Origin of the sequence: Novosphingobium sp. PhB55 (genome assembly GCF_004368805.1) — a bacterium.
Taxonomy (GTDB): Bacteria; Pseudomonadota; Alphaproteobacteria; order Sphingomonadales; family Sphingomonadaceae; genus Novosphingobium.
In genome coordinates this window covers 144,757-158,158 of the sequence record NZ_SODQ01000008.1, presented here as the reverse complement: position 1 = coordinate 158,158, position 13,402 = coordinate 144,757, and the positions used below count along the sequence as shown (strand labels likewise).

Annotated in this window: 12 protein-coding genes; 1 reads left to right on the top strand and 11 read right to left on the bottom strand. The window is 67.8% G+C overall.

Annotated elements, in window-relative coordinates; translation table 11 throughout:
• Window positions 1-119 precede the first annotated feature (119 nt).
• The 6 genes from EDF57_RS20345 to EDF57_RS20320 are packed head-to-tail and all read right to left on the bottom strand — an operon-like array spanning window position 120 to window position 5,985.
• Complete coding sequence (locus EDF57_RS20345; protein WP_134095722.1) at window positions 120-1,193, bottom strand: cell wall hydrolase; 1,074 nt, start codon at window positions 1,191-1,193, stop codon at window positions 120-122.
• Between the two features lie 19 nt (window positions 1,194-1,212).
• On the bottom strand, window positions 1,213-2,520 hold the full coding sequence (locus tag EDF57_RS20340) for a type III PLP-dependent enzyme (protein ID WP_134095570.1): 1,308 nt from the start codon (window positions 2,518-2,520) through the stop codon (window positions 1,213-1,215).
• Window positions 2,517-2,756, bottom strand: coding sequence for an acyl carrier protein (locus tag EDF57_RS20335; RefSeq protein WP_134095569.1), 240 nt, complete (start codon window positions 2,754-2,756; stop codon window positions 2,517-2,519). The genes EDF57_RS20340 and EDF57_RS20335 overlap by 4 nt, the downstream gene beginning before the upstream one ends.
• Before the next feature lie 28 nt (window positions 2,757-2,784).
• Window positions 2,785-4,347, bottom strand: a complete 1,563-nt coding sequence (locus tag EDF57_RS20330) for an AMP-binding protein (RefSeq protein WP_134095568.1) — start codon at window positions 4,345-4,347, stop codon at window positions 2,785-2,787.
• Window positions 4,344-4,946, bottom strand: coding sequence for a serine acetyltransferase (locus EDF57_RS20325; protein WP_134095567.1), 603 nt, complete (start codon window positions 4,944-4,946; stop codon window positions 4,344-4,346). Before EDF57_RS20325 ends, EDF57_RS20330 begins: the two co-directional genes overlap by 4 nt.
• Window positions 4,894-5,985, bottom strand: coding sequence for a glycosyltransferase family 61 protein (locus EDF57_RS20320; RefSeq protein ID WP_208324910.1), 1,092 nt, complete (start codon window positions 5,983-5,985; stop codon window positions 4,894-4,896). Before EDF57_RS20320 ends, EDF57_RS20325 begins: the two co-directional genes overlap by 53 nt.
• Before the next feature lie 213 nt (window positions 5,986-6,198).
• Here EDF57_RS20320 and EDF57_RS20315 point away from each other — a divergent pair, with 213 nt between their 5' ends.
• Window positions 6,199-7,569, top strand: a complete 1,371-nt coding sequence (locus EDF57_RS20315) for a glycosyltransferase family 4 protein (protein ID WP_134095566.1) — start codon at window positions 6,199-6,201, stop codon at window positions 7,567-7,569.
• Here EDF57_RS20315 and EDF57_RS20310 read toward each other — a convergent pair.
• The 5 genes from EDF57_RS20310 to EDF57_RS20290 all read right to left on the bottom strand — a co-directional run bounded on the left by EDF57_RS20310 (window position 7,546) and on the right by EDF57_RS20290 (window position 13,363).
• A complete protein-coding gene (locus EDF57_RS20310; RefSeq protein WP_134095565.1) occupies window positions 7,546-8,859 on the bottom strand; it encodes a glycosyltransferase family 4 protein in 1,314 nt (437 codons plus the stop codon). The genes EDF57_RS20315 and EDF57_RS20310 overlap by 24 nt on opposite strands.
• 17 nt (window positions 8,860-8,876) lie before the next feature.
• The gene (locus EDF57_RS20305; protein ID WP_134095564.1) at window positions 8,877-9,833 is read right to left on the bottom strand and encodes a hypothetical protein; all 957 of its coding nucleotides are present in this window, start codon (window positions 9,831-9,833) and stop codon (window positions 8,877-8,879) included.
• Window positions 9,834-9,909: 76 nt separating this feature from the next.
• Window positions 9,910-10,722 carry a CpsD/CapB family tyrosine-protein kinase gene (locus EDF57_RS20300; RefSeq protein ID WP_134095563.1) on the bottom strand — a complete coding sequence of 271 codons (813 nt, stop codon included), beginning with the start codon at window positions 10,720-10,722 and terminating at the stop codon, window positions 9,910-9,912.
• A complete protein-coding gene (locus EDF57_RS20295; RefSeq protein ID WP_134095562.1) occupies window positions 10,719-12,263 on the bottom strand; it encodes a lipopolysaccharide biosynthesis protein in 1,545 nt (514 codons plus the stop codon). Before EDF57_RS20295 ends, EDF57_RS20300 begins: the two co-directional genes overlap by 4 nt.
• Complete coding sequence (locus tag EDF57_RS20290; RefSeq protein ID WP_134095561.1) at window positions 12,260-13,363, bottom strand: hypothetical protein; 1,104 nt, start codon at window positions 13,361-13,363, stop codon at window positions 12,260-12,262. Before EDF57_RS20290 ends, EDF57_RS20295 begins: the two co-directional genes overlap by 4 nt.
• Between the last annotated feature and the right edge of the window lie 39 nt (window positions 13,364-13,402).

Below are 13,402 nucleotides of genomic sequence, written 5' to 3'. Positions count from 1 at the left end.
TTGGAGCCGAATCTGGTCATGCCAGGTGTCTTGCTTTGTGCGCGATTGTTACGAAAGGTTTCTGGCGGGAAATAGTTCGAAACTATCGAGCAAGGTTCCCGCAATGGCGGTCCGCGCGATCAGGTTCCGCGTGTAAGGCACTGCGCGCGAACTGTACGCGCAAACTCGGCGCAGTTCCAGAGGGCCTGGTCCGCAGCGCCGGGGCGGCGGACGAAAGTGAAGGAAATGGCGTCCACCGAACCGCCGGGCAGGGGGAGGGCCTGGGCGCGGCGGGCCGGGTCGGTCCAACCGATGAAACGGCATTCTTCCAGCCCTTCGCAGCGCCGTTCGGCCAGTTCCGGGAAAGTGCCGGGCGCATCGGCGGGCAAAGTGACGAGGAACAGGCCGGGGTCCGGTGCCGCCCATGTGGCTTCGGGCAACGAGGGTTCGGGCGCTATGACGTCCGATACGGCCGGGGCCTTGCCAGCGGGCAGTTGGCCGAGATGGGCGGCGGAAAGCTGCGCCAGTTGCGCGATGCGGGGTTCGCCTCCAGCGTAGTGGCGGATGAAGGCGGCGGCCTTGCCGGCGGCTCCCGGCCAACCGAAGAACAAGTGGCTTTTGACGACGGCCAGCTTCTCCATGGTCCGGTCCCACGACGGGCTGACCCAGTCGGTATGGTAATGCGTGGCCTTGCCTACCCCGATCTCGACCCGGCCCAGCAGCATTTCGCCCGCCGTCTCGCGCGCTCTTCGCCAGTCGGCAGCCGAAGGGCGGCGGCGCGTGAGCGATCCGTCGCAGGTGAACGTGAACTGGCAGCCCGTCGCCCGCTCCGCCCCCGCAAAGACGACGCCGCAAACGGTGGCCGGAAAGGCCGCATGGCGCACGCGGTTGAGCACCACTTGCGCCACGGCGCGCTGGTCCGCAGGCTCCCGCCCCGCTTCGTAGTAGTCGGCGGCGGCAAGGCAGTCGATCGCTCTGGCCCGGTCCTCTGCACCTGTATCGAGATGAAAGGGCCGCGCCGGCGCCAGGAACCCTGTTGCAAGCGGTGCGGCGGCATTGATCGCGCGGGCCAGCGCGGCGGCCTTTGGCGCGCCGGAGGGCGGGGGCAGCGTCTCCGGAGCGACAGCGCGCGCCAAAGGCAGGCTGCGTCCGGAACCGTGACTTGCCGGGGCCAGCATGACCGCCGCGCCGAGCAGCAGGGCACCCGGCCGCATCACGAGACGCGGCCGGACGTCATGCGTTCTGGTTGGCGGCAGCGGGGTGGGCCGAATCCACCAGCCTCACCGCCTCCTCCACCGGGGCGCGGCACGATCCGCTGAACGTCCGCGTCGCTCGAAGCAGGGCGCTGGACATGACCAGCACCTCTTCCGGCAGGGGATGGCTGATGAAATGGACCGGGCTGGCGGTCAGCCCGTAAGCGCCGCTGTTATGGACGGCCAACAGGTCGCCCTCTTCCAGCCGGGGCAGTTCGATGTTGCCGGCAAGGCGGTCTATCGAGGTGCAGAGGGGGCCGACCACATCCACCGGCTCGACCGCATCCTCATTGCTCCGCCCGATCCGGTGCATCAGGTAGTTTCGCCGCACGACCATGCCGAAATGGCCCGAAGCGGGCAGGTGATTGTTCATCCCGCCGTCGCAAATGGCGATGCGCCTTCCGCGCGAGAGCTTGGTAGAGACCACGCGGGTAACGAAAAAGCCCGCCTCCGAGACGAGATAGCGGCCGAGTTCCAGCACCATTCTGGTGCGGGCAAATCGCGGATTTTCGCGCAGCACGGCCAGTTCGTGAAGGAGCGGCTCGGCTACTGCGGAAAGATCCAGAGGCGTGTCTCCTTCGTGATAGGGCACGCCCAGCCCGGAGCCCATGACCAGCATCTCGGGAATGACCGCATGAGCCGCGCAGAGCTGGCTGAATATCGCGATCAGGTGCCGGTATGTTTCCGCAATGGCATCGGCTTTCAGGCACTGCGTTCCGGCATAGATGTGGAAGCCCGCAAGGTGCAGGCCCGGCAGGGTCTGGACTTCCTCCACGGCGGCGGCCGCATCCTCGATGTCTATGCCGAAGGGCGTGGGGCGGCCGGCCATCTGGTCTCCGAAGCCCTTGGGAAGGCTGTCGGGCGAGATCCGCAGCAGCACCGGTTGCACACGCGCCGCCTGCCGTGCGATCCGGTCGGCAAGCCGTGCTTCCCGCAGGGATTCGATCACGAGGTGGCCAACGCCGGCGCGGATTGCGTCGCGGATCTCGGTCTCGCGCTTGCCCGGCCCCGTGAAGCTCAGAAGCGCGGGGTTCCACCCCGCCTCCTGCGCAAGATGCAGTTCTCCGATCGAAGAGATGTCGAGCAGATCGATCCCCCCGGAGAGCCAGGCCAGCAGCGTCGGGTTGGGATTGGCCTTGACCGCGTAGCTCAGTTCCAGCCTGTCTCCGAAATGGGCGCGCAGAAGGGCGATGCGCTGTTCGATCCGCTCGCTGAAATAGACGAAGCACGGCGTGCCGAAGCGTTCGGCCGCCTGCTCCAGAAGCCCGTCTTCGCCGTCTGGCGTCATGCCGCCAGCTTCCTCGCGAAATCGAGAATGCGAGCGGCGGTATCGAAGTTCTCCAGCGTCACGTCCTCGGCGCGGATCTCGGTGCCGGTCTCGCGCTCCACGAACATGATCAGATTGAGCATGGCCACGGAATCGAGTGTGCCGCAGGAGAACAGCGGGGTTTCGGCATCGACTTCGCCATGGAGCGCTGCGAACTCCTCGATGCTGCGGATCAGGCTGTCTTCGGTCAGGGCCATGACGGGGAGGTCCTCTTGAACGGGATGCTCAGCGAGCGGGATGAAGGCTGGAAGTGTCGCTGCAGCCGCGAATGACGTCGGGACGGGAGAGCTTGCCGCTGGCCGTGCGCGGCATGGGTTCCGGCCAGACGTGGATGCGCTGCGGCACCATGTAGGCGGGCATCGCCGCCCGGCAGTGCGCCAGCAGCGCCTCGCGGCTCGCCTCGCCCAACAACGTCACCGCGACCTGTACCGACTGGCCGAGCATGTCGTCCTGGACCCCGAAGGCGACGACATCGGCGGCAAGGCCGCTGCGATAGACCAGGTCTTCCACTTCGTCGGGACTGACGCGGTAGCCGCTGGTCTTGATCAGCGCATCGTTGCGGGAGACGAACCACAAGTCGCCGTCCTCGTCGATGCGCACGATGTCTCCGCTATAGACCACCGGCTCGTCGCCGATCCGGTCGCGCAGTTCGGGGCAGGGGCGGATCTTCTCGGCCGTCGCTTCGGGGCGGTTCCAATAGCCCTGGCTGACCAGCGGGCCGCGGTGGACGAGTTCGCCTTGCTCGCCGGGACGCGCGATGCCCTCGCCATGGCGGATGACGAAGACTTCGGCGCCGGGGATCGCCTGTCCGATCGAACCCATCTTGGCGGCGAAGCGATCAGGAGCAAGGTAAGTCGAACGGAACGCCTCCGTCAGGCCATACATCAGGAAAATCCGTGCCTTGGCGAAGATACCTGGCATACGTTCCAGAGTGCTCAGCGGGATCTTTCCGCCCGAGTTGGTGATGAAGCGCAGGCTCGGCAGCGGCGTGGGCGCGTTGGCCAGCAGGCGCACGATCTGGATCCACAGCGGCGGCACGGCCGCCAGGCCGGTGACTTCGTGGCGAAGGATGGCACGCACGATCTCGCTCGCCATGGCCACGCCTTGATGCACCACGCTGCCACCCACCAGCATCATCGTCGTCAGCTGGTTGAAGCCGTAGTCGAAGCTGTAGGGCAGCACGCTGAGCAGCCGATCGCTTTCGGCAAGTTCCAGATATTCGGCGACCGAACGCGCACCTGCCAGGACATTGGCGTGGCTGAGCATGACGCCCTTGGGTTTGCCGGTGGAGCCGGACGTGTAGATGATCGCCGCCAGGTCGTCGGCGCACCGGGGCAAGGCCTCGAACGGGAGCGCCGGCAGGTCGGAAAGGGAGGGAAGGCTCTCCAGCCCGCGCGCAGCCGACACCGGCAGGAGACGGACGGGGGCGATCCCCTGGGCAGCCAGGACCCGGGCCATGGCCGGCTCGACGATCAGGAGACAGGCTCCGCAGTCTTCTGCGACGAAACGGACCTGCTCGGCCGTCCAGGCCGTGCTGATGTCGACGAGCACGGCGCCTGCCCGCGTCACGCCGAGCAGGGCGGAGACCTCGGCGATACCTTTGCGCACCTGGACCAGCACGCGGTCCCCAGCGCCCACGCCGCGCGCCGCGAGATGGGCGCCGATCGCCCCGGCCAGGGTGTCGACTTCGCCGTACGTCGCCTGGCGGCCGGCATCGATGAGGAAGGTCTTGCCGGACCGCTGCGGCAGATTGGCCGCGAAAAGTTCGTGGAGCGTGTTCGCGCTCATCGCAGCGGCCCCAGTCGCGGATAGATGCGCGCGGGCGATCCGACGACGATGGAGTCCGAGGGCACGTCCGTGGTGACGGCGGTGTTGGCGGCGATCCGCACCCTGTCTCCCACGCGAATGGCGCCGAGCACGGTGGAATTGACGCCGATGAACACGTCGTCCCCGATCACCGGTGCGCCTTCGCGCATGTTGGAGCCGATGGTGACATTGTGCATCACGCCCAGCCGGTCGCCGATCACCGATTCCGGGTGGATCGAGAGCGAACCCTCGTTGTTGACGATGTGGAAGTCCCGCCCCAGCGTGGTGGCGGGCGGTATCCAGATCTTGGTGAGGTTCGCCACGAAGACGTGGGCAAAACCGTACGTCCTGGAGACCAGAACGCGGCCGAGTGGATTGCGCAGGCTGCGGCCCCAGCGGCCGTAGCGGTAAAGGCTCAACGCGATGAAGGCACCGCTCGTCAGCGTGCCGCCATGCCGCCGATAGTCCGCTTTCAACGTGGACCAGCCCCCCGGGGCCGCTGCAGCGGGCAGGCGCGGCACGGTGCCGTCAGACGAGGTCGAGCGTGCGCTCGATCTCGTCGATGTTCGCTGTGAAAGCATGGTTGGTTCCTTCCCCGACGACCAGCGCGTAGTCCTGCCCCTGCCGGTCGGTCAGGAGCTTGAGCGCCGCGACCGCGCGCAGCGGCGGTTGAATGACGAAGGCGCAGCCATCGGGCGGCATCATCGCCAGGCCGTGGACCAGATGGCTTCCCTCCACCCCCATGACGACTTTGGCGCCGCCGCAGGCCCGGACGATCTCTTCGAGACCGGCGTGGCTGGGATCGAGCACCTGAAAGCCGCGCCGTCTGGCAAGGGTTTCGGCAATTTCGCTCTCGTTCGTCAGGAACCGCGCATCGCCGCTGCGCCCGCGCAGCAGGAATACGCCGGGGTGCCGTTCGATCGGTCCGCGAATAAGCCGCTGCCGCATGGCCTCGGCCCGCAATCGCTTGTTCTCGTTGTGGGCCGCATCGTCGAACAGCACCAGTTCGCGGAAGAACGCCGATGGGCCCCTGACCGGCAGCATGTCCAGCGCGCGTTCGTAGTCGGGGACATGGCCGCTGGACCCATGGGTGGTGAAGGGAATGCCGGCGTTCTCTGCCAGGCGGTAGGTCAGGCAATCGTCGCTGAGCCAGTTTCCGAACCAGCGATTGCCGAGCCAGGATTCGAACAGGGCCATGCGTGTTTCCTCGCGCGGGGCGCGGGCGACAGGCAGGAACCGCGAACGCCGCTGCAAGTGCCGGAGCGTGCCCCCGGCATAGAGCACGCCGTCGTGAAGCAGCGCGTTCTTCAGCCGGTAACCGATGGTGGCGGACTGCTTGGCTTCGAAGTCGCCCTTGAACTGGCGCACCACCTCGCTGATCGAGGCGAACTCGCTGTCCGCAATGCGCTCGAACTGACCGGGCAGCACTTTCGCGCGCCTCACTTGCGTGCAGGAGCCCGGCGCCACCTGCCAGCGCTCGACGGCGGCCTGGGCGATGTCGGGGCGCGGTTGCCGCAGCAGTCTGGCGGCGAGCGCCATGGCCGGGCGCAGCGACAAGGCCTGCGGCGGCGCGGGGCGCGGGGCTTCCACGGTCAGGGGCCTGAAGAGGCCGGCGTTCATGACGGGGCCAATTCGCAAGAGCCCTGCTTGCGGGAAGGAGACAGCAGCAGGGGGCAGGATAGTGGCAAGGCATGTCTCCGCAAACTCTGCGCAAGTTCGCATGTCGTGCCCTTCCGGCGCATCCGGGCGATGGGGTTCCCACGCCCCACAGGTCAAATTCCATTGTGAAAACTCGCAATGCCGCGAGGCCTGGGGCTCGCCCATAGTCGAGGCATGACGGAGATTGCGGAACAGGCGGCCCCGAGGGCGTTCGCCTTTCGGGAGCGGGGAACCGGCGGCGCTGCGCCGAGCGCGGAGCGTGTCCCTGCGCGGGAGACGGCCGCGGACGATCACCTGAAAGTGGCCTATTTCACCAACGTCTACCCCAAGATCAGCCACAGCTTCATCAAGACCGAGATCGAGGCGCTGGAACGCCGCGGCTTCGTGGTCAGCCGCTTCACGGTTCGCCGGTCGGGCGAGCGCTTCGAGGATGTTTCGGATCGGCTCGAGGCCGCCTGCACCCATGCCCTGCTGGAGCATCGCGCCGCACTGGTGCTGGCGGCAATCTCTGCCTGCGTGGTCCGGCCGGGTGCCGCCATGGGTGCGCTCGCGCTGGCCTGGCGAACTGCGGGAGCCGGCGGGCGATGGAAGGCTCTTGCCTATTTCGCCGAGGCCGCCCTGCTGGCGCAGCGGCTGACGCGCCGGGGTATAAGCCATGTCCACGCGCATTTCGGCACCAACCCGGCGGCAGTGGCGCGCCTGGCGGCAAGACTGGCCCCGATCACGTACAGCTTCACCGTTCACGGCCCGGACGAGCTCGACGATCCTCGCGGGCTGGATTTACGAGGCAAGATTGCCGAGGCGGCTTTCGTGGCCGGTGTTTCCAGCTTCGGACGCGGGCAACTGATGCGCTGGGCCTCGCCGGGCGATTGGCAGCGCCTTCATGTCGTGCGCTGCGCTCCCTCTCCATCGTTCGTCCCGGCGTCCGAAACCGGGGCTTCTCCACTTGAGTTTCCGCCGGCGCCGCATTTGCTCTGCGTGGCGCGGCTCAGCGCGCAGAAGGGTTTGCCCTTGCTGATCGAGGCGATGGAACGGGTCGCGGCGCATCGCGCGGTCACGCTCGATGTGATCGGCGACGGCGAGGACCGCGCCGCGATAGAGCGCCAGATCGTGCGAGCCGGGCTGGAGCGCTGCGTCCGGCTGCTGGGCTGGGCCACGCCAGAGGCGATCCGCGCCGCCTTGCAGCAGGCTCGGGCGCTGGTGCTGCCGAGTTTTGCGGAAGGCCTTCCCGTCGTGCTGATGGAAGCGATGGCCAGCGGGCGTCCGGTCATTACCACCGCGATCGCGGGTATCCCCGAGTTGGTGGACGAGCGCGTGGGGTGGCTGGTTCCGTCCGGTTCCTCCGATGCCATGGCCGCGGCGATCGAGGCCGCGCTCGATGCATCGCCGCGAGAACTGGCGGCCATGGGCGAACGCGGGCGCCGGCGCGTGCTGGAACGGCATGATCCCGACCGCAGCGCTCATCAGCTTGCCGACCTGCTTGCGCCGCTCGTCCAGGCAAAGGCAGGTTTCAGTCGGGGGTCAGCCCAGATTCGACAGGATTGAGGACAGGATGTCTCCGCCCGTGCGCATGGCCAGGAACGTGGCGAAGCGCCGTGTCGACCCGCTTTCCTCGAACAGGCGGTCGTAAAGCGCGATCCAGCTGCGCAGGACGCGCGGCCAGTCGTAGCCTACGGTTTCGGCCTTGTGCCGGGCCTTGATGGAAAGTGTCTCGGCGAAGTCCGGATCGCGGGCGAGGCGGGTCATGGCGTTTGCCAGGCCCTTGACGATCGCTTCCTCGCTTTCGGGTGGGATCAGAATGCCGGTCTGGGCATCGAGCAGCATCTGCGGCCCGCCCCAGTCCACGCAGACCGCGGGGAGCCCCAGCATCATCGCTTCCTGGATGACCGTGCCGCTCGCTTCCGCCAGGGTTGGGAACAGGAAGCCGCGAAACTGGCGCAGATGCGCGAAAAGGGCCTCCCGGTCGGTGCTATAGGGTTTGAAGACGAGGCGCGAGGAGACGACCTGGCGCAAGGCGAGTTCGCGAAGCCTGCGGCTTTCGGGGCCGTCTCCGATCACTTCCAGTCTTGCCTGCGGCACCCTGGCCAGCGCACGGATCACCAGATCGCAGGCTTTGTAGCGTACCAGCCTGCCCAGGAACACGAAGTTCCAGTTCTGGCTCTGGTGCACGATGCGGCGATGGTCGCGCAGGCGCGGATCGACGCCGCTGTTGATGACCGTGACCATCCGGTCCCTGCGGCATCCCCCTAACTCCAGCGTGCGGGCCGTGCGTTCGCCGCCCGAGACGAACAGGCGTGCCTGCAGTTTGCCGCGAAACAGCACGCGGCTCGATAGCTGCACCGGCCGCGTCAGCATGGCGCCCAGCCGTTTGGTCCAGCTCTCTCGGAACATCAGGGTGGGAGGATGAAGGATACTGCCGTTGAGCGGGCCGATCACCACCGGCGCGCCGCGAATGGGGAAGCTGATGCCGCTGGGCGCGATCGGGGCGGTGAAGTGGACGATCCAGGGCTGCACCCTGTCCACCTCGCGCTGGACGGCGCGATGCAGCAGCCAGCTATCCACCAGCCCGAGCAGCCAGTGCAGCCGGTAGCGATCGAGGCCGCGCTGCAGCGGCCCGTCCTTCACATAGATCACACCGCTGTCGATGCCGTAGGCCGTCAGCTCCCCTCGCACGCGGGCATGCGTGACCTGGGTCACGTCGAAGCCCAGTTCGCGGTAGCCCAGGAAGACCGACAGGGCCTTGAGCGCTTCGCCGCCCATCCGCCGGGACAAGTTGGGAGAGGCAAGGACGATGCGGGGGCATTCGCATGGCGTGTCCGGCTGCGGCATCGTCATGAGTGCAGGCCCCGTGTTCACAGACTGGCGGGCGGGATCAGCTTGAGCAGCGGCGGCAGACGGCGGCGCCAGAGCGCTGCGCGCCGCTGCCGCTCCGGCAGACGGCGCACCATCCACTCGATGTCCGCGCGGGAAAGGCCGGTCCGCTCGCAAAGAAACGGGTGGCGCGGCGGGTCGGCGAAGTAGCTGTAGAACAGGGCGGCGCGATCGCGTGAGATGGCCGGCTTGCCGCGGTGGAAATAGCGAGCCGTGTCGCAGAAGACCACGGTGCCGCGCGGGCCTTCACAGCTCACCACATCGGCTTCATAGCCTGCGCCCAGGCGCTGCTCCAGTTCACGGTCGTCGGACAGGGCATAGGTGAAACCCTTAAGGTCGTCCTGCAGGGTATCGGGCCGCGAGATCTGCTGGAAGGGCCCGCCCGCGTCGTCGACGGCATGGAGATAGACGGCCACTTTCAACATGCGCCGGTCCTCCCAGTCGCGGTGCCACTTGCGGGTTGAGACGGCCCTGCCGTCGGCGACCGTGTAGTTGATGGCGACGCCGTCGTAGGCGGCCGGCAGGCCCAGGTAGGCTTCGGCAATGTCCAGCAGGCGGTCCTGGAGGCCCCATCGGAAGATCATGGCGCTCCGCACGATCTTTTCCGGCTGCACGATGATGAAGGAACGGCCCTCACGAGAGAGGGCACGGGCGGAATCCGCAAAGTTCTCCGCCAGCGCCGCGGCGCGCGACAACACGGCCTCTCCCCCCGGAATGCCGAGCGCGCCAAGCGTGGTGACGTGGATTCCCCGCGTGTCGAGGTCTTCGACGATCCCTGCGTCGGGCAGTGACAGCGGGGGCAGGGAGGCGCGGTGGCGCAGGACGGTGGTGTCGTAGCGATGGCCGAGCCAGTTGCGGACGTGGCGCTGGTTAAACAGCTTCAGCGTCGTGCGCGCGGGCAGGTCGCGCAGCCATTGACTGTCCTTGAGGCCGATCATGGCGCGTCTCCCCGGCGCATGGACGCCTGAACCCGAAAGCCATGTCGCGGCGACAAGGAACCGGCGCGGGCGATGGTCATGTCCGCTTCCGTCCGGTTGCGGGCGCCGTCCTGCCGGACATCTCGCGGTCCGTGCCGCGACCGGCGGGATAGCCGTATTCATTGCACCGCGCGGGCTGAGAAAGGGACATGTTGAGGATCGAACCGATGATCGGCGTGCCGCCCAGCGCGCCGGTCACTTCGCGCACGCCGCTCTTTCGGCTCCGGCCCTCCTGCGCGACCAGAAGCACGCCGTCGATGTTGCGGGCGATGTGGACGAGGTCGTCGCCAATCAGCGCCGGGGGCGTGTCGATGATGCAGATCGCCTCTTCCGCCTCGGCGGCGATGTGCCGCAAGGCATGGGCAAGGCGCGGGGAGGCCAGGAGTTGCTCGGCGCTCGGGTGAGCGCGGCGGACGCGGTGGACGGCCAGGTCGACCCCGTCGATGCGGGTCGCCGTGTCGCTCCAGGCAGCTTCTCCTGCCAGGTAGTCGTCGATCCCCGGCCCGGCGCCCGCCAGCCCGAGGCGCGCGCCGAGGGTGGGGCGGCGCAAGTCCAGTTCGACCAGTATGGTCGGCCGCACGCGGCTGAGTACGGCCGCGAGGTTCGTCGCGACATGGGTCTTGCCGTTCCCCGCCTCGATCGAGGTGATGGCGAAAGTGCGATGCCCGGTCGCCTCGACATGCGCCAGCAGCGTGGAGCGGATCATGAAGAAGGGATAGAGCTGCTCGCTCATCTGCCCGAAACCGCAGATGCGGTTCTCTGCAAGGTGCCGCGGATCGAGCAGTGCCGGGGCCTCGTCCGGAATGCCGGTCGTTCGCAACAGCGGCGGGATGCCGGGCTCGGCGTTCATCGGTTCGCCTCCGTGGAGAGGCCGGGCAGATAGGCGCGCAGCCTGGTGAGGGTCTCGTCCGCCAGACGCGAGAAGCGGCTCTCCTCGGTCACCAGCGGCACGACGCCGAAGGAGGGCACCTGCATGGTCCGCGCCAATGTGTCGGCGCCGTGGATGGTGCCGCTCAGCAGTTCGAAGCCCAGGATCATGCAAAGGCCCACTGCGGCCCCCCCGGCAATGCCCAGGGCCAGGAGTATCGCCGGTTTCAGCCCCAGCGGTTGCAGCGGCAGGCTGGGCTGGTCGACCACGGTAAAGCGCTCGCCCTTGTCTTCCGACTGGAGGTTGGCCGCGACTTGCGCCTCCAGCTGCTTTTCGCGCAGGGAATCGTACTGGCGCTTGATGTTGTCGTATTCGCGCTCGATCATGTTGAGTTCGTAGGCGGCCTGCGGGGCTTGCGCGGCGCGCTGGTCGAGGTCGGCCATGGTGTGCACCAGCTCGGCCCGCCGGCTGGCAAGCACGCCGATCCGTTGCCGCCCGGCGGCGATTTCGGTTTCGATGAGGTTGGTTCCGGCCGGGGGCAGGTGCGATTGCAGGGCCTTCTGCCGCTCCAGTTCGGCCCGCGCGGCCACGACGTCCGGGAAGACATCGGAATGGACCGCGAGCAGCTGCGCCAGGCGGTCCTCTGCCCGGCGCACACCGTCGGCGCCGCTGGGCGGGGCCTGTCGAAGCTCCTGCTGGCGGGCGGCGAGCAGGCCGTTCTGCTGGACCAGCCCCTGCGTTTCCGCATCCGTGCGCGAGACTTCGGCGCGCAGGGCCGAACTGGACTGCGCGCTGAGGGCCACGCTGCTGGGCAGGGCGCCGGCGTAATGTGCCTCCACGCTGCGCCGCTTGTCCTCAAGGTCTCGCAGCTGCCGCCGCAGTTCCTCCGAGCGGCTCTCCAGGAACGAGGCTGTTCCCGTCGCCTGTTCGGTGCGGAAGCGCTTGTCCTCGACCAGGAACATGCGCGTGAGCTGCTCGGTGACGTTGCGCGCCTTGAGCGCGTCGGGATATTTGAACGAGAGCGTGAAAGCGATCGTGCTGCCGCCGCCGCGTGCCTGGTCGGCACCGACCAGATCGACGCCGATGTCGCCGCGCATCACGTCCAGCAGGCCGGGGAAATCGATGCGAGTGCGCTTGTCGGGATAGAGGTCGTTGCCGCGGATGAGCCCGGCCAGGCTGTCGCGGCTGACGATCTGCTGCCGGATCTTCGCGATCCGCTCGTCCGCGATATCGGTCAGCGGCGAGGCGATGAGGCTGGTGGGGATCTGCGGGGAATCGATCAGCAGCGTCGCCGCCGACTGGTAGACCGGCTTGCGCAAGGCCACGGCAATGCCCGCGGCCAGAAGGCCCAGCACGATCGGCGCGATCATCCAGCGCCAGCGGCGGCGGAACATCGCCAGGATCTCGCGCGGGTAGATGCCGATGCTGTCGGGATCGACGCCAAGCGCCGAAAGGGCCTGGTCGCTGCTTCGTGCAGGTGCCGGGCCTCGTGAAGGCGAGGGTGAGGGTGAGGGCCGGTTCACGGCCGGGGTATCCGGTAGAGCAGCCCGGTGCGGAACGTCAGGGAGTTCAGCCTGATGTCGCTCAGTCCCGTCCTTTGCTGAAACTCCGCACCGCCATAGAGCAAAAACTGTCCGTCCAGCCGGTGCTCATAGCGGGAGGTGAGGCTGAGGACTTCGATGTCCGGCAGGTTGCCGCCCGGGCCGCCGCTTTGGGGAGAACGGCGATATTCCCCGCGCGCGATGAGCCGCCCTCGCTCGCTGCTGCGCCAGTCCAGGCTGGTCGCGGCGGAGACTTCGCGCTGGATGCCGCCGAAGCTGCTGACCACCGAGGCGACGGCGGCGGAAGCGCAGAAGCGGATATGTCCCGGCTCGTGGCAAAGGCTGCCGTTCCCCGAGAATTGTACCGGCCCGCTCTCGCGCCCGCTGCCCGGCGTGAGGCGCGAGAGCCGGGTTACGCCGATCTCGATCTCGGCATTCCAGGCACGGGGAAAGCGCCGGATCGCCTTGGCCTGGACGGCCCAGGCGTGCGGATCGCCGCCGCTGCTCGAGCGGCTCGACGTGATCTGTCCGCCCAGGCCGAGCGTGGTGGCGGCATCGATCCGGTTCTCCGCGCCGAAGTCGAGCGAAACGGCGTCGGTCGGCGTCAGCAGCAGGGAGCCGCGCGGATCGATGCGGCTCCAGCCCAGCCTGGCATTCAGTGCGGTGCGGGCGTCGGTATGGACGGTCACGCCTTGGGCCACCTCGTAGCGGTCCTGAAGGCTGACCGGGTCGATCGCGCTGTCGAGGCTGGAGGCCACGGCCTCCACCGGCAGGACACGCTCGAAGGAGAGCTCGGTGCGCAGCGACAGGTATTCGTTGCGGCGGTGGACCAGCGCCAGTTCGCCGCTGCCGGTCAGGAAATTTCCGTATTCGCGGGTATATTGGCGATAGGCCAGCGAACCGCCGGTCTCGATCCTGGTGCGGAAGTCGAGCGGCCATTCGGCGCTGGCCTTTCCGGCAATCTGCCCGCCCAGGGTGACGGCATCGTCACCGGGCAGCAGGAAGGGATTGCGGGCGGCGAACAGGCTCATGTCGACCTCGATACGGGGCTGGTTCTGCGCCGCAGACCGGGCCGGCAGCATTGCGGCGAGTGCGAGAGCGCCGATCGCGAGAGCAGGAAG